This window comes from Curtobacterium sp. NPDC098951, assembly GCF_044759965.1.
Classification (GTDB): domain Bacteria; phylum Actinomycetota; class Actinomycetes; order Actinomycetales; family Microbacteriaceae; genus Curtobacterium.
The window spans coordinates 375,997-397,851 of sequence record NZ_JBIWAG010000002.1; the positions used below are offsets into that span (position 1 = coordinate 375,997).

The window sequence follows — 21,855 nt, forward strand, 5'->3', positions numbered from 1 at the left end:
AGTCGGGAGCGCGAGACCTGGGCCGCGGGTTCGTCCGGCATCGGTCAGGCCGTCTCGTAGAACGCCGGCTTCCGGGTGGCGTACGCGACGTGTTCGAGGGCGCCGGACTGCTGGGCCCGCACCGCGACCCCGGCGACGACCGAGGCGGTGTAGCCGTCCCACGCGCTCGGACCGTCGATGCCGCCCTGCTTGGCGGCGTCGACCCAGCGCTGCACCTCTTCGTCGTAGGCGGCGCCGAAGCGTTCCACGAACGACGGCGTGACGCCCTGGCCGGAGATCCCCTGCGAGACGAGGGTCATCGAGGTCTCGCGGCCGATGTACGCGACACCGGACTCGAAGACCGCGTCGGTCGTCACCTGGTACCCGAACTGGGCGTTCACGTTGATCTCGACGATCGCCATGGTGCCGGACTCGGTCGTGAACAGGACGAACTGCGGCTCGGGCAGGTCGGCCGGGGCGAGGGAGCTCTTGCGCGGCTTCTTCACCTCGACGGCGACGATCGGCTCGCCCGTGATGAACGGGATGATGTCGATCTCGTGGATCACCGAGTCGTGGATGAGCATCGACTCGCTGAAGTTCGGCGGCGTGGTCGGGTTCCGGTGCGCGTGGTGCAGGGCGAGCAGTGCGCCGTTCGACCCCGACTCCCGCAGCGCCCGGAGCTCCTGGTACCCCTTGTCGAAGCGCCGCATGAAGCCGACTTGGATCATCGGACGGTCGGCCTTCGCCTGCTCGAGCTCGACGATGCGCAGGGAGTCCTCGGCGCTCGTCGTCAGCGGCTTCTCGCACAGGACGGCGAGGCCCCGCTCGACGGCGGGCACGAGGACGGGTTCGTGCAGGAACCCCGGGGTCGCGACGATGACCGCGTCGATCCCGGTGGCGTCGAGGGCGTCCTCGAACGACGCGGCGGTGATCGCACCGGGCACCGTCGCCGCGGCGGCCGTGGCACGCGCGGTGTCGGGGTCGACGATCGCGACGACGTCCGCGCCGGCGATCGTGGAGGTGATCCGGCGGACGTGGTCGCTGCCCATCGCGCCGGCACCGACGACGGCGACGCGGAGGTTCTCGGTGGTGCTCATGCTGGTCTCCAGTGGTGGTCGGCGCGTCAGCGCGTCCGGGCGGCGGCGGTCGAGCCGAAGATGTGCTGGAACGTGCGCTCGGCGATCGGGCCGGGAGCATCGACGGAACAGCCGTACATGTCCTGCTCGACGATCCCGAAGACGTCCGGGTTGATCGCCGCGACCGCCTCGATGATCGGGGCGAGCTCCGGGGTGCCGTGTGGCGGCTCGGTCATGATCCCCTGCGCCACCGCGGTGCCGAACGGCACGTCGTTCTTCAGCACGTCGAAGAGCAGGTCGGTGTCGACCTGCTTGAGGTGCAGGTAGCCGATCCGCTCGGGGTGCTCGGCGATCATCCTGAGGTTGTCGCCGCCGTAGTAGGCGAAGTGCCCGGTGTCGAGGCAGAGGTTCGTGTACGCCGGGTCCGTCTCCGACAGGAAGCGGACGGTCTCCCGGTAGGTGCCGATGTGGCTGTCGGCGTGGGTGTGGAACTGCTGGTGGACGCCGAACTCCTCGAGCAGCGCCTTGCCGAGCTGGTCGTGGCCCTTCCCCAACCGCTCCCACTGCTCGTCCGTCAGGGTCCGGGGTTCGAGCACCTGGTTCGTGGCGTCCGAGCGCCACAGGTCCGGGATCGTGACGAGGTGCTCCGCGCCGAGCTCGGACGCGAGCCCGGCGACCTTGACGGCCTGGTCCCAGGCGCGCTGGAACTGGTCCTCGCCCTTGTGGAAGCCGGTGAACACGGTGCCGGCCGAGAGCTGCAGCCCACGGGACTCGAGCTCGTCGGACAGCTGCGACGGATCGGTCGGCAGGTACCCGTACGGGCCGAGCTCGATCCACTCGTAGCCGGCGGCCGCGGCCTCGTCGAGGAAGCGCTGCCACGGGACCTGGTTCGGGTCGTCCGCGAACCAGACGCCCCACGAGTCGGGGGCGGTGCCGATCCGGATGGCGTCGGTGGCGGTGGCGGTGTCGGTCATGACGTCGTCGTCCTTTGCGGAGGGGTCGGGTCGGAGGGGTGTTCAGCCGAGCAGGGGGCGCTGCGCCGTGACCTGCTGCTCGTACGCGGCGCGCGCGGCCTGCGTCGTGGGCAGGGTCGAGGTCTGGGCGACCGGCACGTCCCACCAGCCGTCGCCGTCGGGGGCGTAGACGAGCGGGTCGGAGTGGACGTGCACGAGCGTGGTGTGGTCGTTCGCCTTCGCCTGACGCACCGCGGCCCGGAGGTCGTCGATGGCGCTCGGCCCCGGCTGCACCTCGATGACGTCCACGCCGTAGGAGCGGGCGTTCGCGGCGAGGTCGACCGGCAGCACGTCGTCGTTCTCGAACGAGCCGGTGTCGTCGAGGTACCGGTACTTCGTGCCGTACCGCTCGGAGCCGACCGTCTCGGACAGGTGCCCGATGGACGCGAACCCGTTGTTCTGGATGAGGACCACGACGATCTTGATGCCCTCGGCGACCGCGGTGACGAGCTCGGTGTGGAGCATGAGGTAGCTGCCGTCACCGACCATCACGATCGCGTCGCGGTCCGGGGCGGCACGGCGCACCCCGATGCCGCCGGCGATCTCGTAGCCCATGCAGGAGAACGCGTACTCGACGTGGTACCCGAGCGCGTCCCGCACCCGCCAGAGCTTGTGCAGGTCGCCGGGCAGCGATCCGGCCGCCTGGATGACGACGTCCCGCGGGTCGGTCGCGGACTGCACCGCGCCGATGATCTCGGACTGCCCGGGCAGGGCGCGACCCGACGGTGCGAACGCGCGGTCGACGACGGCGTCCCACTCCTGCTTCCGCTCGGCGATCTCGGCCGCGTAGCCAGCGTCGACCGCGTACGACGAGTCGGACGTGAGCGACGTGGTCAAGGCGACCAGCGCCTCCCGGGCGTCCGCGATCAGCGGGAGCTGCGACCCGTGCTTGTAGGCGTCGAACGCGGCGACGTTGATGTTGACGAACGTGACGTCCGGGTTCTGGAACGCCGTCCGCGAGGCCGTCGTGAAGTCGCTGTACCGCGTACCGATCCCGATGACGACGTCGGCCTGTGCGGCGATCGCGTTCGCGGCAGCCGTGCCGGTCGCACCGATGCCGCCGAGGTACTGCGGGTGGTCCCAGACGAGCGACCCGCCGCCGGCCTGCGAGGTGCCGACCGGGATGCCGGTCGCCTCGACGAACGCGGCGAGCTCGCCCTCGGCGCCGGCGTAGAGCACGCCACCACCGGCGACGATGACCGGGCGCTTCGCCGCCCGGATCGCCTCGACCGCACGCGCCAGCGGGCCGTGCTCCGGCAGCGGGCGGCGGATGTGCCACTCGCGCGGCTGCAGGAAGGCGACGGGGACGTCGAACTGCTCGGCCTGCACGTCCTCCGGCAACGCGATCGTGACGGCACCGGTCTCGGCCGGGTCCGTCAGCACCCGCATCGCCGCGAGGGCGATCGAGAACAGCTGTTCCGGCCGTTCGACGCGGTCGAAGTAGCGCGAGAGCGGACGGAACGCGTCGGTCACCTGCAACGAGGTGTCGTGCGGCAGCTCGATCTGCTGCAGGACCGGGTCGGTGGTCCGCGTGGCGAAGGTGTCCGACGGCAGCAGGAGCGCCGGCAGCCGGTTCGTCGTGGCGAGTGCTGCGGCGGTGAGCATGTTGGCGGCGCCCGGGCCGACCGAGGCCGTCGCCGCGAAGGTCGCCCGACGGCGGTGCATCCGCGCGAAGCCGACGGCCTCGTGCACCATCGCCTGCTCGTTGCGGGCCTGGTGGTACGGCAGCAGTCCCGGCTGCTCGACGTGCAGCTGCTTGATGGCCTGGCCGACGCCGGCGACGTTGCCGTGCCCGAAGATGCCGAAGATCCCCGGGATCGTGCGTTCGCGGACGTCGCCGTCGACGGTCCACTGGTTCGCCAGGAACAGAACGAGCGCCTGGCCGACGGTCATCCGACGGGTCTCGGTCATCGGACGGGGTCCTTCCGGTAGGGCAGGCGTGGGTCGAGCTGTTCGTGCTCCCACGTCTGGCGGACCCAGCCGTGTGCCGGGTCGTCGGTGATGTTCCAGACGCGCTCCGGGTCGGGCCCGGCCATCACGTTGAGGTAGTACATGTCGTAGCCGGGCGCCGCGACGGCCGGCCCGTGCCAGCCGAACGGCACCAGGGCGATGTCCCCGGTGCGGACCTGACGGAACTCGTCGATCGCCCGGTCGTCGGACGCGTACGTCCGGTGCAGCGCGAAGGGGGCGGCCTCCGGTGGGGCGGCGACCCCGCGGGACACCGCGGCCTCGTAGTAGTAGATCTCCTCGAGGTTCGACTCCTCGCCCTCGATGTGCGTGTCGTGCTTGTGCGGCGGGTACGACGACCAGTTGCCCGCGGGGGTGATCACCTCGCACACGATGAACCGCGCGGCGTCGAGTGCGGCGGGCGTCCCGAAGTTGTGCACCTGTCGGCTCGACTGCCCGGCGCCGCGGAGCTCGACCGGGACGTCGTCGCGGGCGATGTACGCGCTCGGCCGGACGGTCTCGGTGGGCGCCTCGGCGACGGCGACCCGGCCCTCGCCGGTGATCGTCGCGGCGGTCCCGGAACCCAGGTAGAGGACGTCGGTCGGTCCCTCGAAGACGCTCGCGCGTCCGTCGAGGGGCTGCGTGGTGCCGTCGTGCGCGACCGTGACGCTGCCGGCGAGGGGAACGACGAGTCGTTCCACCGCGTCGGCCGGGAGGCGCAGCTCGCCCCCGTCGCGGAGCGCGCCGGTCCGCAGACCGGTGTGCGCCCACCCCGCGATGCGGCCGTCCACCACGTCGGTCCAGCCCGCCTCGGGGCGGGAGCCCGCCGGGATGAACCAGTTCTCGTTCGTCATCGGTCGCGTCAGCCGTTCGACGGGAAGCCGAGATTGATGCCGCCGTGCGACGGGTCGAGCCACCGGCTCGTGATCGCCTTCTGGCGGGTGAAGAAGCTCACGCCGTCGGCCCCGTACGCCTTGTGGTCGCCGAAGAGCGAGTTCTTCCACCCGCCGAACGAGTAGTACGCGACCGGCACCGGGATCGGCACGTTGATGCCGATCATGCCGACCTGCACGTCACGCTGGAAGCGACGAGCTGCACCGCCGTCGTTGGTGAAGATCGCGGTGCCGTTGCCGAACGCGCCCGAGTTGATGAGCGCCAGGCCCTCCTCGTAGCTCGCGACACGGACGACGCTCAGCACCGGGCCGAAGATCTCCTCGGTGTAGACCCGGCTCGTCGTCGGCACCCTGTCGATGAGGGTCGGGCCGAGCCAGAAGCCGTTCTCGTCGCCGTCGGCTCGGACGGTCCGGCCGTCCACCACGACCTCGGCACCGTCCTGCTCGGCGACCTCGATGTACGAGGCGACCTTGTCGCGGTGCTGCTTCGTGACGAGCGGCCCCATGTCGCAGCCACGACGGCCGTCGCCGACGCGCAGGGTGGCCGCGCGCTCGGTGATCTTCTGGATGAGTTCGTCCGCCACCGGCTCGACGGCGACGACGACCGAGATCGCCATGCAGCGCTCACCGGCGGAGCCGAAGCCCGCGTTGATCGCGTTGTCGGCGACGAGGTCGAGGTCGGCGTCCGGCAGCACGAGCATGTGGTTCTTCGCGCCGCCGAGGGCCTGCACGCGCTTGCCGTGCTTCGTGCCGGTCTCGTAGACGTACTGGGCGATCGGGGTGGAGCCGACGAACGAGATCGACTCGACGTCCGGGCTCGTGAGCAGGCCGTCGACGCTCGTCTTGTCGCCGTTGAGCACGTTGAAGACGCCGTCGGGGAGGCCGGCCTCCTGGAACTTCGACGCGAGCCAGATCGCCGCGGACGGGTCCTTCTCGCTCGGCTTCAGGACCACGGTGTTGCCCGCGGCGATCGCGATCGGCAGGAACCACAGCGGCACCATCGCGGGGAAGTTGAACGGCGAGATGATCCCGACGACCCCGAGCGGCTGCCGGATCGAGTAGACGTCGATGCCGGTCGAGACCTGGTCGGAGAACTCGCCCTTCATCAGGCTGGGGATGTTCGTCGCGAGCTCCACGACCTCCTGCCCGCGGGCGATCTCACCGAGCGCGTCGTCGATGACCTTGCCGTGCTCGCTCGTGATGATCTCGGCGAGCTCGGCCTTGTCGCGGTTCAGGATCTCGCGGAAGGCGAAGAGGATCTGCTGGCGCTTGGCCAGCGAGCGCTCGGCCCACGCCGGGAACGCCGCCTTCGCACTCGCGATCGCCGCCTGGATCTCGTCCTCGTTCGCGAGGGCCACCTGCTTCGTCGCGACACCGAGCGCCGGGTCGTAGACCGGGGCCGTGTTGCCGGACGCCGACGCGACGCGCGCCCCGTCGATCCAGTGCCCGATGGTCGTGGTGGCGGTCTCCGTGGTGGTCATGCGTTGCTTCCTTCCGGGATGGACGGGTCCATGGTGGTGGCCTGCGCGGGCCGAGCGGTCGGTTCGTGGGCATCTGTGGAGAACCCGGACCCGGTCGGGCGGGTGTGGACGAGCCCCGCGGCCACGTCCACCGCTGCGGCGACGTCACCGTCCGGCGGGTAGAGCAGCGTCCGGCCGACGACCAGGCCGCGCACGCCGGGGAGCGCGAGCGCGTCGGCCCACTTGGCGTAGGTCTCGAGCGGCCGGGTCGACGGGTCCCCGCCGAGCAGCAGCGTCGGCAGCGTCGTGGCCGCCATCACCCGCTCCATGTCGTCGACGACGGGGATCTTCAGCCAGCTGTACGCGCTCGACTCCCCCAGCCCCGCGGCGATCGCCATCGAGGTGATGACGGCGTCGGCGGTGAGGTCGTTCACGACCCGGCCGTCGCGCCACGAGGACATGAACGGCTCGAGCATGATCGGCAGCCGGAGCGCCGCCGCTTCGCTCACCGCCCGCGCCGTGGCCTCGAGCGTCGGGGCGGTCCCCGCGTCTTCGAGGGCGATGCGCACCAGCAGCTTGGCGAAGTCGAACCGGGAGTCCGCGATGGCCTTGGCCGAGTACGCCGTGTACCGGTCGTCCATCTCGAACGACGCACCGCGCAGGCCGCCGCGGTTCATCGACCCGACCACGACCTTGTCGTCGAGTGCGCCGAGGACAGCCAGGTCCTCGAGGACGTCCGGCGTCCCGAGCACCCCGTCGACCCCTGGTCGCCCGAGGGCCGTGACGAGCCGCTCGAGCAGGTCGTAGCGGTCGGCCATCGCGGACTCGTCACCCCGGACCGCCAGGGCTCCGCGTGCCGGGTGGTCGGCGGCGACGATGAAGAGCTTGCCGTCGTCGGCGAGCAGGGAGCGCGTGCGACGGGCGTCGAGCGCGGCACGGACGAGGTCCGGCCGTCCCGCGCGGACGTCCCGCAGCCGCGCGAAGTCGGCGGTGCTGATCTCAGGCACGGACGGCCTCCTCGGTCGGGTTGTCCTGCAGGAACCGTTCGATCTCGTCGCTCGTCGGCATCGCGGTCGAGCACTCGAAGCGGGTGGCGACGATGGCGCCGGCGGCGTTGCAGAAGGCGAGCGTCCGCTCGAGCCCCCACCCCTGCAGCAGCCCGTGGGTCAGTGCCCCGCCGAACCCGTCGCCGGATCCGAGGCCGTTGACGACGTCGATGCGGTGCGGGCGGAGCTCGACGAACTCGTCGTGGGTCTTCGCCAGCACGCCCTTCGGTCCCTGCTTGACGATCGCGATCTCGACGCCGCGCTCGAGCAGCGCGTCGGCCGCTCGGACGGGGTCGGTCTCGCCGACGGCGACCTCGCACTCCTCGCGGTTGCCGACGGCGACCGTGGCGTGCTCGAGGGCGGCCTCGACCTCGCGCGTCGCGGCCTCGGGGCTCGACCAGAACATCGAGCGGTAGTCCAGGTCGAGCACCGTGTGCAGCGCGGTCGGTGCGTCGGCGTCGCTCCGCGCCCGCATCGCCGTGTGGTGCGCACTGCGGCTCGGCTCCTCGCTGAGGCCCGTCACGGTGGTCCAGAAGACCCTCGCGCGCTCGATCTCGTGCAGCGGCAGCGACTTCGCCGTGATCATGAGGTCCGGCGCCTTCGGTGCCCGGTAGAAGTACAGCGGGAAGTCGTCCGGCGGGAAGATCTCGCAGAACGCGACGGGGGTGTTCAGCCCCGCGACCGTCTCGACGAAGGCGTTCGCGACGCCGAACTCCGGCAGGGTCCTGGCGATGTACCGACCGAACGGGTCGTTGCCGGTGCGGGTGATGACCGCGGCGTCGGCGCCGTGCCGGGCTGCCGCGATCGCGACGTTCGTGGCGCTGCCGCCGACCGACTTCGAGAAGGTCGTGACGTCCTCGAGCGGCCCCGTCTGCTGCGGGTAGACGTCGACGCTCACACGTCCCATCGTGATCACGTCGTACGCGTGGGGAGCGGGGTTCGTCATGCGACGCGAGGGACCTTCCGTGCGGCTTCATCGGCGGACGATGACGACTGTACACCGTGTTTGCCATAATGTCATGACATGGATGCACCCGGCCTGGAGGCGCGGTGTCGGTGGGTCCTGACAAGGTCACGACATGCAGATCCTCGCCCTGGTCATCGGTCTCGTGATCGGCGTCGCCGTCGGTGCGGTCGTCGCCTGGTCGCTCGCACGGTCGCGCGCCGGCGTGGAAGCCGCCACCTCCCGTGCCAGCGCCGACGCGCTCCGGTCCCGCTTGGACGAGGTCCGACGCGACGCCGAGGAACGGCTCGACGCACAGGACGCCCAGTACCGCCGGCAGGTCGACTCGCTCGAGCGCCGGGCCGCCGAACTCGAGCACCTCGTCCAGCGCATGCACGGTGCCGACGCCGCCCGGTCGCAGGGCGAGTCGAAGGTGCTCTCCGCGCTCAGCCCGGTCGCCCAGACGCTCGACGTCATGCGCGCCAAGATCGCCGAGCTGGAGCAGTCCCGCAGCGAGCAGTACGGGGCGATCTCCGCGCAGCTGCGGTCGGCGGCCGAGTCCGAGGAACGCCTCCGGGCCACCGCCGACACCCTCGCGAGCGCGCTGTCGTCGAACAGCACGCGCGGAGTGTGGGGCGAGACGCAGCTGCGCAACGTGGTCGAGGCCGCCGGCCTGCTCGAACGCGTCGACTTCGACGTGCAGTCCTCGGTGACGACCGCCGCCGGCACCGCCCGGCCCGACATGGTGGTGCACCTGCCCGGTGGCAAGACGATCGCCGTCGACGCCAAGGTCCCCTTCAGCGCCTACCTGCAGGCGGCGGAGATCCCTGCGACCGCGACCGGTGCCGAGGGTGCTCGACGCGACGCGCTCATCGGGCAGCACGTCAAGGCACTGCGAGCGCACGTCGACGCCCTCGCCGCGCGTGAGTACTGGACCGGGTACGACGCCTCACCCGAGCTGACGATCGCGTTCATCCCCTCCGAGTCGCTCGTCTCGAGCGCCCTCGCCGCCGACCCCGGACTGCTCGACCACGCGTTCCGCAAGCGCATCGCCCTCGCCTCGCCCGTGACGCTGTGGTCCGTGCTGAAGACCGTCGCGTTCTCGTGGCAGCAGGACGTCGTCTCACAAGAGGCGCACGAGCTCTTCCGGGTCTCCCGCGAGCTCTACGGCCGCCTGGCCACCATGGCCGGGCACGTCGACAAGCTCGGGCGCTCGATCCGTGGCTCCGTCGTCGACTACAACCGCTTCGTGGGGTCGCTCGAACGGCAGGTGCTCCCGAGCGCCCGTCGCCTGTCGCTGCTCGACGAGTCGAAGGTCATCGCGGACCCGGCGTCGATCGACGACGAGCCGCGACTGCTCACCGCGCCCGAGCTCGTCGCCGCCGTCGACGACTGACCCCGCGCCCGCGGCACACTGGCACCGCTCCGTCGAACCACGAATGCGACATCGAACTCCCCCGCGGGGCTGGTTCGATGTCGCATTTGTGGTTCGACCCGGCCGCGGGTCAGCGGGTCAGCGGATCAGAACCACTTCTCGGCGCGGTGGTCGGCCTGGATGCGGCGGATCGTGTTCGAGCGGGATCGGAGCACGAGCGAGTCCGTGTGGATGACGCCACGCGAGCGCCGGACACCGTCCACGAGGACACCGTCGGTTACACCGGTGGCGACGAAGAACGTGTTGTCCCCGGTGACCAGGTCGTCCTGGTCGAGGACCTTGTCGAGGTCGTGCCCGGCGGCGAGGGCCTTCTCGCGCTCCTCGTCGTCCTTCGGCTGGAGCTTGCCGAGGATGACCCCGCCGAGCGCCTTGATCGCGCACGCCGTGATGATGCCCTCGGGGGTCCCGCCGACACCGACGCACATGTCGATCGTTGACCCGGGCAGCGCCGCCGCGATGCCACCGGCGACGTCACCGTCGAGGAGCAGTCGCGTGCCGGCACCGGTCGCGCGGATGGCACGGATGAGCTCGTCGTGACGGGGACGGTCGAGGACGGCGATCTGCATGTCCTCGAGGTCCTTGCCCTTCGCCTTCGCGAGCGCGCGGATGTTGTCGCCGATGGGCTTGTCGAGGTCCAGGACCCCACGCCCCTCGGGGCCGGCGGCGATCTTGTCCATGTAGAACACCGCGCTCGGGTCGTACATCGAGCCGCGGTCCGACACGGCCATGACGGAGATGGCGTTCTGGCGTCCAGCGGCGGTCAGCGAGGTGCCGTCGATCGGGTCCACGGCGATGTCGCAGGCCGGGCCGTGCCCGTTGCCGACGTGCTCGCCGTTGTAGAGCATCGGGGCGTTGTCCTTCTCGCCCTCGCCGATGACGACCACGCCGTCGAAGTTCACCGTGCCGAGGAACTTCCGCATCGCGTCCACGGCGGCACCGTCCGCGAGGTTCTTCTCACCGCGCCCGACCCACGGCTGCGCTCGGATCGCCGCCGCCTCGGTCGCACGCACGAGCTCGAGCGCCAGGTTGCGGTCGGGCTGGAGGAACAGGGAACCGGTTTCCGTCGTGGGAGTCACGCTCGTCAGCCTACCGACCGGCGGCCGACCGCCGGTCCGGACGGCGGGCCCGTGAACGCATGTGCACGCCCGCCGCGCGTCGGCGGCGTGACCCGCACCGCGCCTCTCCCAACCGGCACGGCCAGCCCGCCGCTGGCGCGTCGCACCGGAACCGGCGGTCGGGGCCCAGTCCTGCTGACTACGATCGGCGAGGACACCACCGAAGTCGAAGGAGATCCACGTGCCCATCGCAACGCCGGAACAGTACGCCGAGATGATCGAACGAGCGAAGGCCGGCAAGTTCGCGTACCCGGCCGTCAACGTGTCGTCGTCCCAGACGATCAACGCGGTCCTCCAGGGCCTGCAGGAGTCCGGCTCGGACGGCATCCTCCAGGTGACCACGGGCGGCGCCGACTACTTCGCCGGTCACACGGTCAAGAACCGTGCGGCGGGCGCCCTCGCGATGGCGCGCTTCGCCCACGAGGTCGCGAAGAACTACGACATCACCGTCGCCCTGCACACCGACCACTGCCCGAAGGACGCCCTCGACGGCTTCGTGCTCCCGCTCATCGCGGCGAGCGAGGAAGAGGTCCGCCAGGGTCGCAACCCGATCTTCCAGTCGCACATGTGGGACGGCTCGGCCGTGCCCCTCGACGAGAACATCGAGATCGCGACGACCATGCTCCAGAAGACCCGGAACATCAACGCCGTCCTCGAGGTCGAGATCGGCGTCGTCGGCGGCGAGGAGGACGGCGTCGAGCACGAGGGCACGAACGACGCCCTCTACACGACCCCGAACGACGTCGAGAAGGTCGTCGACGCCCTCGGACTCGGTGACCAGGGCCGCTGGATCGCCGCGCTCACGTTCGGCAACGTGCACGGTGTCTACAAGCCCGGTGGTGTCAAGCTCCGCCCCGAGCTCCTCGGTGAGATCCAGGCGTCGGTCGCCGCGAAGCACGGCACGGGCGAGAACCCGCTCGACCTCGTCTTCCACGGCGGCTCCGGCTCGACCGACGACGAGATCCACGAAGCCGTGCGCAACGGCGTCATCAAGATGAACATCGACACCGACACGCAGTACGCCTTCACGCGTTCGATCGCCGACTCGATGTTCCGGAACTACGACGGTGTGCTGAAGATCGACGGCGAGGTCGGCAACAAGAAGCAGTACGACCCGCGCGCCTGGGGCAAGGTCGCCGAGACCGCCATGGCGGCCCGCGTCGGCGAGGCCGCGAAGGTGCTCGGCTCGGCCGGTCACAGCCAGGGCTGACGCGCCGGGGTCACGACCTGGAGGAACGGGGCGCGTCCGTCGGACGCGCCCCGTCCTGCATCCGGTCGCCTCCACCGCGTGCCACGATGGCAGGGTGACCGCCGACGCCATCGCCTCCGACTTCGCCCAGTTCGTCACCGAGTCCCCGACCGCGTTCCACGCGGCCGCGGTGGCCCGGGACCGCCTCGTGGCGGCGGGGTTCGAGGAGCTCGACGAACTCGCCGCGTGGCCGACGACGCCGGGCGCGTACGTGGTGGTCCGCGACGGTGCCGTCATCGCCTGGCGTCTGCCGGCGGGTGCCACCGCGACGACACCGTTCCGGATCCTCGGCGCCCACACCGACTCCCCCGGGTTCCGCGTCAAGCCGAACCCCGGTGTCCGGACCGGCGGCTGGGAGCAGCTGAACGTCGAGGTCTACGGCGGCGCGCTGCTGTCCACGTGGTTCGACCGCGACCTGCGGATCGCCGGCCGGGTCGTGGACGCCGACGGGACCGTCCGGCTGGTGTCGACCGACGCCGTCGCCCGCATCCCGAACCTCGCGATCCACCTCGACCGCGGCGTGAACGACGGCAAGGAGATCGACCGGCAGCGGCACACGCTGCCGATCGTCGGCGTCGACGGTGACGCCGGCGGCACCGACGTGGTCTCGTGGCTCCGCGCCCGACTCGGCGAGACGTGCGTGTCCTGGGACCTGTTCCTCGCCGACACCCAGGCCCCCGCGCGCATCGGCATCGACCGCGAGTTCCTCACATCCGGTCGCATGGACAACCTGACCAGCGTGCACGCCGGGCTCCGCGGCATCGTCGACGCGCCGGCCGACGGCGACCACGTCCCCGTGTTCGCCGCGTTCGACCACGAGGAGATCGGGTCGTCGACGCCGTCCGGCGCGGGCGGGCCCTTCCTCGAGGACGTCCTCGGCCGCGTGCAGGAGGGCCTCGGCGCCACCCGCTCCGAGGCGGCGCGGGCGTTCCGTGCATCGTGGCTGCTCTCGAGCGACGCCGGACACCTCGTCCACCCGAACCAGCCCGAGAAGCACGACCCCACCAACCGCCCGCGCCCCGGCGGTGGGCCGCTCCTGAAGATCAGCGCGAACCAGCGCTACATGACCGAGGCGAAGGGCGAAGCCGTCTGGGCCGCCGCGTGCGCCACCGCCGGCGTGCCGTGGCAGCCGTTCGTCAACGTGAACACGATCCCCGGCGGCTCGACGATCGGCCCGATCGCGGCGACCCGGCTCGGGATCCCGACGATCGACATCGGCGTGGGGCTGCTCTCGATGCACTCGATCCGGGAGCTCGTGCACGTCGACGACCTGGCCGCCCTGCACGGGGCCGTCGCCGCGTTCCTGGCCGGGTAGCGGGGTCGCCCGGAACGGTCGGGTGCCCAGCTACAGCGTCACGACCACCTTCTGGGCGGACACTCCGGCGCGCTGGCGGTCGATCGCCGTCTGCACCGATCCGAGCCCCTCGCCGACCACGAGCGCCTCGGGGACCGGACGCAGCGTCCCGTCGGCCAGCCCGGTCTCGAGCACCTCGCTCCAGAGTCGACGGCCCACCTCGTCGTCGCGCAGGCTGCTCCCCCACACGAACGCCGACCGGATGCCGGCCCGTCGTGCACGCAGCGTGAGCCGGGCCATGGTCAGCCCGACCCGCGTGAAGACGGGCAGCATCGCCGGGAACAGGCGTCGGCGGCCCGCGAGGCCGTCGAGCGAGACGGGCGTGCTCGCCATCGCGAGGACGCTCCCGCCGGTCCGTCGGAGCACCTCGATGCACGCGGCTGCCGAGGTCGTGCCGAGTGCGACGGCCCCCACGACCCGGCGCCCGCCGATGCCCTCGACGAGGTGCTCGACTGCCCGCGCGTCGCCGTGGTCCACGACGACGTCCGCTCCGAGTGACCGCACGAGTGCGGCGTTCCGGGGCGATGCCGTGCTGACGACGTCGTAGCCCGCTGCCCGGGCGAGCTGGACGGCGTTCATCCCGACACTCGTCGAGCCGCCCCACACCACCACGACGCCCCCCTCACCCTCGGGCTCGACGGCGTCACCGGGCACGACGGCGTCGCCGGGCATCCTGAGGCCGAGGTGCGCCGGCTGGAACAGTGCGCAGGCAGCGGTCGAGGCGCCGAGCGGCAGGACCGCGGCCTCTGCGTCCGACACGCCGGACGGCGTCGCAGCGGTCAGCCGCTCGAGCAGCACCGTCGTCTCCTGGAACGCTCCCTCCCGCATCGGGTCACGCCCGCGGTCGGTGCCCGTCGCGAGCCCGAACACCCGGTCCCCGACGCGGAAGCGGGTGACCCCGGCCCCGACCGCCAGCACCTCGCCGGCGACGTCCGACCCGAGGACCGCCGGGTAGCGGAGCCAGCGGTAGGTCACCGACCCCGTGCCCTGGATCACCCAGTCGACCGGGTTCACGGCGACCGCCCGGACGCGCACCAACACCTCGCCCGCTCCGGGTTCGGCGTCGGGGACGCTCGACACGACGAGGGGTGCGCGAGATGCGCGGAGGACGGCGGCGGAGTGCTGCGACACGGGTGTGCCTTTCTGCAGGAGTGATGACACGCGGTGTCGTCACTCTAGCGCGTGACGACACCCGGTGTCATCATCTAGGCTCGCAGTATGGCCAGATGGGCTCCCGACTCCCGGGAACGACTGCGGACCGCCGCGCTCGAGCTCTTCGCCGAGCGCGGTTTCGCGGCCACGACCGTGCCGGACATCGTCCTCCGGGCGGGACTGACGAAACGGACCTTCTTCCGGCACTTCAGCGACAAGCGCGAGGTGTTCTTCGGCGACGACGAGATCCCGCGCCTGGCCGCGGGGGTCCTCGCGGGCGCACCCGCCGGCGTCGATCCACTGGAGCTCGTGACCGAGGGACTCCGGACGCTCGCGATCCGACGGTTCGAGGCACAGCGCGAGCACATGCGTTCGGCGCGGCGGATCATCGAGGCCGAACCGTTACTCCGCGAGCGGGACCTGCGCAAGCAGGCCGACCTCCGAGACGCCGTGCAGCAGGGCTTCGTCGACCGGGGCGAGGACGAACTCACGGCACGTGTCCTCGGCGGACTCACCGTCGAGCTCTTCCAGACCGCGCTCGAGGGATGGCTGGCCGACGACGACACCGCACCGCTCACCGAGCACCTGGACCGGGTGCTCAGCCGGATGCGGTCGACCTTCGGCTGCTGACCCGGCGATCGAGACCGTCGTCGCCGCGTTCCCCGTCGGCGGACGCGCTGGGCGGGTCAGCCGCCGGTGGCCATCCGCTGCACGTACGCCGTGAACGCCGGGTCCTGGAGGAGCACGACCATCACCGGCACGATGCCGAGCACCGACGCGACCACACCGCCCAGGAGCGGGACCCAGAACGTCCAGCGCCGGGCACGGAGCCGCCGGATCGACCACCAGGCGACCAGCACGAACACCACGACGAGCACGACCGCCCGGACGAGCACGGCGGTCGAGAGCGCCGCCGGGTCGGACAGCTCGGTGTACTGGCGCTCGACGAGGGTCCGGATCGTCGAGGCGGTGGTGCCGACGGCGAGGGACTCGACGACCGACCAGAGGCCGATCACCAGCAGCCCGACCGTCAGGACGACGTCGAGCGGGGTGGCACCGAACCGTCCGGCGACCGGTGTCGGGCGGGCCGTGGCATCGTCGGTCGCAGCGCTGGGCCGCTGCGCGCCGGCACGGGGACCGCGGTCGCGAGCGGGCTGGTCGCGCGCCGCGCGTTCGTCAGCCGCCCGGGAGCGTTCTTCGTGCGCGAGGCGCTCCTGTTCGACGAGCACCGGGTTCACCCAGCCCTCGGGCGCGTACTCGCCGTACTGCGGTGCCGGGCGGCCGTGGACGCGACCGCGCTGGTCGGCGTCGGCCGACGTGGCGGGGGTGCGCCGAGCCTCCTGGCCGGCAGGGGGATCGGCGACGTGACCCGGGTCGCGGGCCGGGACCGCGGACCAGCCGTCCGTGCCGCCGCTCACCGGCGACGCCCGCCGAGTGCGCGCGTCGGGTTGCCCGACGCGTCGGTGCGGAGCTCCTTGGGGAGCGAGAACATGAGGTCCTCGTGTGCGGTGACGACCTCTTCGACGGCGCCGTAGCCGGCGTCCGCGAGCTGGTCGAGGACCTCGGTGACGAGTTCTTCCGGGACGCTCGCGCCGCTCGTGACGCCGACGGTCGCGACGCCGGTCAGCCAGTCCTGCTGGATCTCGGCGGCGTAGTCGACGCGGTGCGCGGCCTTCGCGCCGTGCTCCAGCGCGACCTCGACCAGGCGGACGCTGTTCGACGAGTTCGCCGAGCCGACGACGATCACGAGGTCTGCCGCGGGGGCAACCTTCTTGATCGCGACCTGTCGGTTCTGGGTGGCGTAGCAGATGTCGTCGGAGGGCGGGTCCTCGATCGCGGGGAACTTCTCACGCAGCCGACGGACGGTCTCCATGGTCTCGTCGACGCTCAGCGTGGTCTGCGAGAGCCAGACGAGGTTGTCGGGGTCGGGGACCTCGAGCGCGGCGACGTCCTCGGGACCGTTGACCAGGATCGTGCGGTCCGGCGCGTGCCCCATGGTGCCCTCGACCTCTTCGTGGCCGGCGTGTCCGATGAGGATGATCGTGCGGTCGGCCCGGGCGAAGCGCGTGGCTTCGCGGTGGACCTTCGTGACCAGGGGGCACGTGGCGTCGATGGCGTGCAGGTCGCGGTCGGCCGCGCCGGCGACGACCGCCGGCGAGACGCCGTGCGCGCTGAACACGACGTGCGAGCCGCGAGGGACCTCGGTGACGTCGTCGACGAACACCGCTCCACGCTGCTCGAGGGTCGACACGACGTGGACGTTGTGCACGATCTGCTTGCGGACGTACACCGGCTCGCCGTACTGCTCGAGGGCCTTCTCGACCGCGACGACGGCACGGTCGACGCCGGCGCAGTAGCCGCGGGGCGCTGCGAGCAGGACCTTCTTGGTGCCGGCGACCGGTTCGTCCCGCAGGCGGCCGCGCGCCGCGAGGACCCGCGGGGCGGCGAGCGGGACCGTGTGGCCGTTGGTGATCGTCACGTCCCCGATGATAGGTGAGCGGGTCGCGTGCGGGCTGGGCGCGGGTGCGACCTGTGGAGAACCCGTCGCGCCCCCGCTGTCACCGGTGTCCGGCACGATGGACGTCCCGCACGAGAAGGAGCGACATGGCGATCGAACAGGGACCACCCACGGCCGACAACCCGTGGCCCGTCGCACTGCTCGGTGCCAAGATCCGCGACTGGATCGACCGCCTCGGCACCGCCTGGGTCGAGGGCGAGATCACCCAGTGGAACGTCGCCGGCGGCAACGTCTACGGCAAGCTCAAGGACGTCGAGGTCGACGCCACCGTGTCGTTCTCGATCTGGTCGAGCGTGCGCTCCCGGGTCCCGGCGGACATCAAGCAGGGCGACCGGGTCGTCGCCGCCGTCAAGCCGAACTACTGGGTCAAGGGCGGCTCGCTGACGATGCAGGTCGTCGAGATGAAGCACGTCGGGCTCGGTGACCTGCTCGAACGCCTCGAACGGCTGCGCCGGACCCTGGCCGAGGAAGGGCTGTTCGACCCCGCCCGGAAGAAGCGGCTGCCGTTCCTGCCGCACCGGATCGGCCTCATCACGGGCAAGGACTCCGACGCCGAGAAGGACGTCAAGCGCAACGCGCAGCTCCGGTGGCCCCAGGTGGAGTTCCGGACGGTGCACACCGCGGTGCAGGGCGACCGCACCGTCGGCGAGGTCACGGCCGCGATCGCGGAACTCGACGCCGACCCCTCCGTCGACGTCATCATCGTCGCCCGCGGCGGCGGCGACTTCCAGAACCTGCTCGGCTTCAGCGACGAGGGACTCGTGCGTGCCGCCGCCGCGGCGACCACCCCGATCGTCTCGGCCATCGGGCACGAGGCCGACCGGCCGATCCTCGACGAGGTCGCGGATCTCCGCGCCTCCACCCCGACCGACGCGGCCAAGCGTGTGGTGCCGGACGTCGCCGAGGAACTCGCCAACGTCCAGCAGGCGCGGGCACGACTCGGGCTGCGCCTGTCGCACACCCTGTCGGTCGAGGCGGACCGGATCGCGGCCCTGCGCTCCCGCCCGGCCCTCGCGTCCACCGCGTGGCTCGTCGACACCCGCGCGGAAGAGGTGGCGCGCGACCTCTCCCGTGCCCGTGAGCTGCTGGACCGGCGGCTCGAACGCTCCCACGCCGAGGTCGGTCACCTCACCGCCAGGCTCCGGGCGCTGTCGCCGCGGGACACCCTGCGCCGTGGCTACGCCATCGTCCAGACGGCGGACGGCGGGGTCGTGCGCGGCGCCGATGACCTGTCCGGGGCGACGCCCGTGCACGTGACGCTCGGCGCCGGGACGGCCACCGGGACGCTCGAGCCGGACGGGCCGGGGCCGGACGGCGTCTGAGCGGCTGCGGGTTCTCCACCGGTCTGCCCGTGCGGGGCACACGTCGGTGGGCGCTCGGTAGGATCGAGGGGTGTCATCCCAGCAGGAACCCGAGCAGCCCGACGTCCGGTCGCTGAGCTACGAAGCGGCGCGCGACGAACTCGTGCGCGTCGTCGCCGAGCTCGAACAGGGGTCGGCCACGCTCGAACGCTCGCTGTCGCTGTGGGAACGGGGCGAGTCGCTCGCCGCCCGGTGCGAAGAGTGGCTCGTCGGCGCACGGGCCCGGCTTGACGCCGCCCGTGCCGCGTCCGAGTCCGAGGACGGCGCAGCGCGATGACCGATGCCGACGGCCGCCCGATCGTCGCCGAGCTGGGCCGCCCCGAGACCCCGGAAGAGACCTGGGCGCGAAAGGACGCCGCACGCACCGCACGACGGCAGCACCAGACGGCGTTCAACCTCGTCATCGCGCTGATCGCCTCGCTCGGGATCGTCCTGTTCCTCGTCGCCGTGGTCGTCCGCCCGGACACCACGATCGGCGACCGCACGGTCGACTACCGGCAGGTCGCGTCCCAGGCGCAGGTGCCCGGCGTCACGCTGGCGGCTCCGGCCCTGCCGAAGGGCTTCTCGTCGAACCGCGCCGACTACCAGGACAAGACCTCCGACGGCGTGAGCGTCTGGACCGTCGGCCTGATCACGCCCGACAAGCAGTACATCGGCCTGCAGCAGGGCATCGACGCGAATGCGACGTGGGTGTCGAACCAGCTCGACCAGCACGCGGCCACCGGCTCCCGCACGATCGCCGGCACGAAGTGGACCGTGTACGACCGCCGGTCCGAGGGGGACGACGCCGGCAACCAGGCGTACTCGCTCGTGGCGAGGTTCGACCAGGGCACCGTCGTCCTGGCCGGCACCGCCGACGACGCCGCCTTCCGGACCGTCGCCACCGCCGTCGCGAAGCAGTTCGCGAACTGACCCCTCCGCACCAGCGCGAGCACCAGCACGACCACCAGCCCCACCCCCAGCGCGAGCACCAGCCCCAGCACGACCACCAGCGCGAGCACCAGCCCCAGCCCGACCCCCAGCACGACCACCGACCCGAAGCCCCGAGGAACCCCATGCCCGACCGCGCCGCCGCCACCCCGTCCGACGCCCTCCGACTCCTCGTCGAGGGCAACGCCCGCTTCGCCGCCGACAAGCGCCGCACCGGCCGGATCGACCCGGACCGCCGCTCGGAACTCGCCGGGTCGCAGGCACCCTTCGCCACCGTGCTCGGCTGCTCCGACTCGCGCGTGCCGTTCGAGCACGTCTTCGACGCCGGCATCGGTGACCTCTTCGCGATCCGCAACGCCGGGCAGATCGTCGACGACGTCGTGCTCGGGTCGATCGAGTTCGCCGTCGTCGCGCTCGGCACCCCGCTCGTGGTCGTGCTCCGGCACACCAAGTGCGGCGCGGTCGCCGCCGCCCGCTCCGGCGAGCCCGTGCCGGCACCGCACCTGCAGGCGCTGGTGGACGCCATCGCCCCGAGCGTCGAGCGTGTCCGCAGCACCGACGCCGACGTCCCGCAGGAATCGGTCGGCGCCGCCCACCTCGAGGCCACGCTGCGCCAGGTGATCGAGCGGTCCGGTGCCGTCTCCGACGCGATCGCCGAGGGTAGATTGGCCGTCGTCGGCGCGACCTACGACCTCACCACGGGCGAGGTCGCCATCGACACCGTCGTGGGCCAGGCCTGACCCGCCGCCACGACGAATCGTCCCGGACACCCTCGGGACATCCACCAGCCGGCGCGACCGCGGCCGGCGAGCACCCCAGGAAGGACCACGACGACGTGACCGACACCACCCCGACCACCGTGACCGACAGCTCCGGCGAGTACCGCATCGAGCACGACACCATGGGCGAGGTCCGGGTGCCGGTGTCCGCGCTCTACCGGGCGCAGACGCAGCGCGCGGTGGAGAACTTCCCGATCTCGGGGAGCGGACTCGAGTCGGCGCAGATCGTCGCCCTCGCCCGGATCAAGCGCGCCGCCGCGATCGTCAACGGGGAGCTCGGCATCGTCGACCCCGCGCTGGCCGACGCCGTCGCGCAGGCGGCGGACGCGATCATCGGCGGGGCGCACCACGACCAGTTCCCGGTCGACGTCTACCAGACCGGCAGCGGGACCTCGTCGAACATGAACATGAACGAGGTCCTCGCGACGCTCGCGTCGGACATCGCGGGCACCCCCGTGCACCCGAACGACCACGTGAACGCCTCGCAGTCCTCGAACGACGTGTTCCCCACGTCGGTGCACGTGGCGGTGACCGAGGCCCTCATCCGCACCCTCGTGCCGGCGCTCGAGCACCTCGCCGAGTCGCTCGAGGCCAAGGCGACGCTGTGGGCCGACGCGGTGAAGTCCGGTCGGACGCACCTCATGGACGCGACGCCCGTCACCCTCGGGCAGGAGTTCGGCGGCTACGCACGCCAGGTCCGTCTGGGCATCGAGCGGGTCGAGGCGACGCTTCCCCGCGTCGCCGAGGTCCCCCTCGGTGGCACGGCGGTCGGCACCGGGATCAACACGCCGAAGGGCTTCCCGCAGCGCGTCATCGCCCAGCTCGCGACTGACACCGGCCTGCCCATCACCGAGGCGCTCGACCACTTCGAGGCCCAGGGTGCGCGTGACGCCCTCGTCGAGGCCTCGGGTGCCCTCAAGGTCCTCGCGGTCAGCCTGACGAAGATCAACAACGACCTGCGCTGGATGGGCTCCGGGCCGAACACCGGCCTGGGCGAGCTGCACATCCCCGACCTGCAGCCGGGCTCGTCGATCATGCCCGGCAAGGTCAACCCGGTCATCCCCGAGGCCACTCTCATGGTCGCCGCCCGCGTCATCGGCAACGACGCCACGATCGCCTGGGCGGGTGCGTCCGGCGCGTTCGAGCTGAACGTTGCGATCCCGGTGATGGGCACCGCGTTGCTCGAGTCGATCCGTCTGCTCGCGAACAGCTCGCGGGTGCTCGCCGACAAGACCATCGACGGGCTCGAGGCGAACCTCGACCGTGCCCGCGCGTTCGCCGAGTCCTCGCCGTCGATCGTGACGCCGCTCAACCGCGTGATCGGGTACGAGGCAGCCGCCAAGGTCGCCAAGTACGCCGTGCGCGAGGGCATCACCGTGCGCGAGGCCGTGATCGCCCTCGGTCACGTCGAGCGGGGCGAGGTCACCGAGGAGCAGCTCGACAGCGCCCTCGACGTGCTCAGCATGACGCACCCGAACTGACGCACCCCCTGACGGACAGGAGGCGGGGGGGGGGGGGGGGGCCCCCCCCCCCGCCCGGGGGGGGGAGGGGGGGGGGGGGCCGGGGGCGCCCGCCGGCGGGGGCCCCCGGGGGCGGGGAGGCGCG

General features: G+C 71.8%; 20 protein-coding genes. 9 read left to right on the forward strand and 11 right to left on the reverse strand.

What is annotated here, in order from left to right; genetic code table 11:
• Positions 1-44: 44 nt before the first annotated feature.
• From ACIQUC_RS06455 to iolC, 7 genes are read right to left on the reverse strand one after another with little or no spacing between them, the layout of a single operon-like run.
• Complete coding sequence (locus ACIQUC_RS06455) at positions 45-1,076, reverse strand: Gfo/Idh/MocA family protein (RefSeq protein WP_402264598.1); 1,032 nt, start codon at positions 1,074-1,076, stop codon at positions 45-47.
• 26 nt (positions 1,077-1,102) lie between these two features.
• On the reverse strand, positions 1,103-2,029 hold the full coding sequence (locus ACIQUC_RS06460) for a sugar phosphate isomerase/epimerase family protein (RefSeq protein ID WP_402264601.1): 927 nt from the start codon (positions 2,027-2,029) through the stop codon (positions 1,103-1,105).
• 42 nt (positions 2,030-2,071) lie between these two features.
• Positions 2,072-3,979, reverse strand: a complete 1,908-nt coding sequence (gene iolD, locus ACIQUC_RS06465; protein ID WP_402264604.1) for a 3D-(3,5/4)-trihydroxycyclohexane-1,2-dione acylhydrolase (decyclizing) — start codon at positions 3,977-3,979, stop codon at positions 2,072-2,074.
• The gene (iolB, locus tag ACIQUC_RS06470; RefSeq protein ID WP_402264607.1) at positions 3,976-4,869 is read right to left on the reverse strand and encodes a 5-deoxy-glucuronate isomerase; all 894 of its coding nucleotides are present in this window, start codon (positions 4,867-4,869) and stop codon (positions 3,976-3,978) included. Before iolB ends, iolD begins: the two co-directional genes overlap by 4 nt.
• 8 nt (positions 4,870-4,877) lie before the next feature.
• Positions 4,878-6,389, reverse strand: a complete 1,512-nt coding sequence (locus ACIQUC_RS06475) for a CoA-acylating methylmalonate-semialdehyde dehydrogenase (RefSeq protein ID WP_402264610.1) — start codon at positions 6,387-6,389, stop codon at positions 4,878-4,880.
• Positions 6,386-7,375, reverse strand: coding sequence for a class I fructose-bisphosphate aldolase (locus ACIQUC_RS06480; RefSeq protein WP_402264613.1), 990 nt, complete (start codon positions 7,373-7,375; stop codon positions 6,386-6,388). The genes ACIQUC_RS06475 and ACIQUC_RS06480 overlap by 4 nt, the downstream gene beginning before the upstream one ends.
• Complete coding sequence (gene iolC / locus ACIQUC_RS06485) at positions 7,368-8,360, reverse strand: 5-dehydro-2-deoxygluconokinase (RefSeq protein WP_402264616.1); 993 nt, start codon at positions 8,358-8,360, stop codon at positions 7,368-7,370. Before iolC ends, ACIQUC_RS06480 begins: the two co-directional genes overlap by 8 nt.
• Before the next feature lie 133 nt (positions 8,361-8,493).
• Here iolC and rmuC point away from each other — a divergent pair, with 133 nt between their 5' ends.
• Positions 8,494-9,753: a DNA recombination protein RmuC gene (rmuC, locus tag ACIQUC_RS06490; protein ID WP_402264618.1), complete on the forward strand. Its 1,260-nt coding sequence runs from the start codon at positions 8,494-8,496 to the stop codon at positions 9,751-9,753.
• Positions 9,754-9,878: 125 nt separating this feature from the next.
• On the opposite strand, the gene glpX is transcribed toward rmuC, so the two are convergent.
• The gene (gene glpX / locus ACIQUC_RS06495) at positions 9,879-10,868 is read right to left on the reverse strand and encodes a class II fructose-bisphosphatase (protein ID WP_022906003.1); all 990 of its coding nucleotides are present in this window, start codon (positions 10,866-10,868) and stop codon (positions 9,879-9,881) included.
• 220 nt (positions 10,869-11,088) lie between these two features.
• On the opposite strand from glpX, the gene fbaA reads away from it, so the two are divergent.
• The gene (gene fbaA / locus ACIQUC_RS06500; protein ID WP_402264620.1) at positions 11,089-12,117 is read left to right on the forward strand and encodes a class II fructose-bisphosphate aldolase; all 1,029 of its coding nucleotides are present in this window, start codon (positions 11,089-11,091) and stop codon (positions 12,115-12,117) included.
• Between the two features lie 94 nt (positions 12,118-12,211).
• On the forward strand, positions 12,212-13,471 hold the full coding sequence (locus ACIQUC_RS06505; RefSeq protein WP_402264623.1) for a M18 family aminopeptidase: 1,260 nt from the start codon (positions 12,212-12,214) through the stop codon (positions 13,469-13,471).
• Positions 13,472-13,501: 30 nt separating this feature from the next.
• On the opposite strand, the gene ACIQUC_RS06510 is transcribed toward ACIQUC_RS06505, so the two are convergent.
• Positions 13,502-14,641 (reverse strand): zinc-binding alcohol dehydrogenase family protein, encoded by a 1,140-nt coding sequence (locus ACIQUC_RS06510; RefSeq protein ID WP_402264626.1) that lies wholly within the window; start codon positions 14,639-14,641, stop codon positions 13,502-13,504.
• An 87-nt stretch (positions 14,642-14,728) separates the two neighbouring features.
• Between ACIQUC_RS06510 and ACIQUC_RS06515 the strand changes: the two genes are divergently transcribed.
• A complete protein-coding gene (locus ACIQUC_RS06515; RefSeq protein WP_402264628.1) occupies positions 14,729-15,292 on the forward strand; it encodes a TetR family transcriptional regulator in 564 nt (187 codons plus the stop codon).
• Positions 15,293-15,348: 56 nt separating this feature from the next.
• Here the strand turns inward: ACIQUC_RS06515 and ACIQUC_RS06520 are convergent, their stop codons facing one another.
• Together ACIQUC_RS06520 and ACIQUC_RS06525 are read right to left on the reverse strand one after the other, a co-directional pair.
• A complete protein-coding gene (locus tag ACIQUC_RS06520; protein WP_402264631.1) occupies positions 15,349-16,080 on the reverse strand; it encodes a DUF6264 family protein in 732 nt (243 codons plus the stop codon).
• Positions 16,077-17,141, reverse strand: coding sequence for a 4-hydroxy-3-methylbut-2-enyl diphosphate reductase (locus ACIQUC_RS06525; protein WP_402264634.1), 1,065 nt, complete (start codon positions 17,139-17,141; stop codon positions 16,077-16,079). The genes ACIQUC_RS06520 and ACIQUC_RS06525 overlap by 4 nt, the downstream gene beginning before the upstream one ends.
• A gap of 125 nt (positions 17,142-17,266) precedes the next feature.
• Here ACIQUC_RS06525 and xseA point away from each other — a divergent pair, with 125 nt between their 5' ends.
• The 5 genes from xseA to ACIQUC_RS06550 all read left to right on the forward strand — a co-directional run bounded on the left by xseA (position 17,267) and on the right by ACIQUC_RS06550 (position 21,731).
• Entirely contained in the window at positions 17,267-18,502 is a 1,236-nt protein-coding gene (gene xseA / locus ACIQUC_RS06530) for an exodeoxyribonuclease VII large subunit (RefSeq protein ID WP_402264636.1), read from the forward strand.
• A gap of 70 nt (positions 18,503-18,572) precedes the next feature.
• Positions 18,573-18,818 carry an exodeoxyribonuclease VII small subunit gene (locus tag ACIQUC_RS06535; protein ID WP_022906010.1) on the forward strand — a complete coding sequence of 82 codons (246 nt, stop codon included), beginning with the start codon at positions 18,573-18,575 and terminating at the stop codon, positions 18,816-18,818.
• A complete protein-coding gene (locus ACIQUC_RS06540) occupies positions 18,815-19,453 on the forward strand; it encodes a DUF4245 domain-containing protein (protein WP_402264639.1) in 639 nt (212 codons plus the stop codon). Before ACIQUC_RS06535 ends, ACIQUC_RS06540 begins: the two co-directional genes overlap by 4 nt.
• A 143-nt stretch (positions 19,454-19,596) precedes the next feature.
• Entirely contained in the window at positions 19,597-20,211 is a 615-nt protein-coding gene (locus ACIQUC_RS06545) for a carbonic anhydrase (protein WP_022906013.1), read from the forward strand.
• Positions 20,212-20,330: 119 nt separating this feature from the next.
• Complete coding sequence (locus ACIQUC_RS06550) at positions 20,331-21,731, forward strand: class II fumarate hydratase (protein WP_402265687.1); 1,401 nt, start codon at positions 20,331-20,333, stop codon at positions 21,729-21,731.
• Positions 21,732-21,855: the final 124 nt, after the last annotated feature.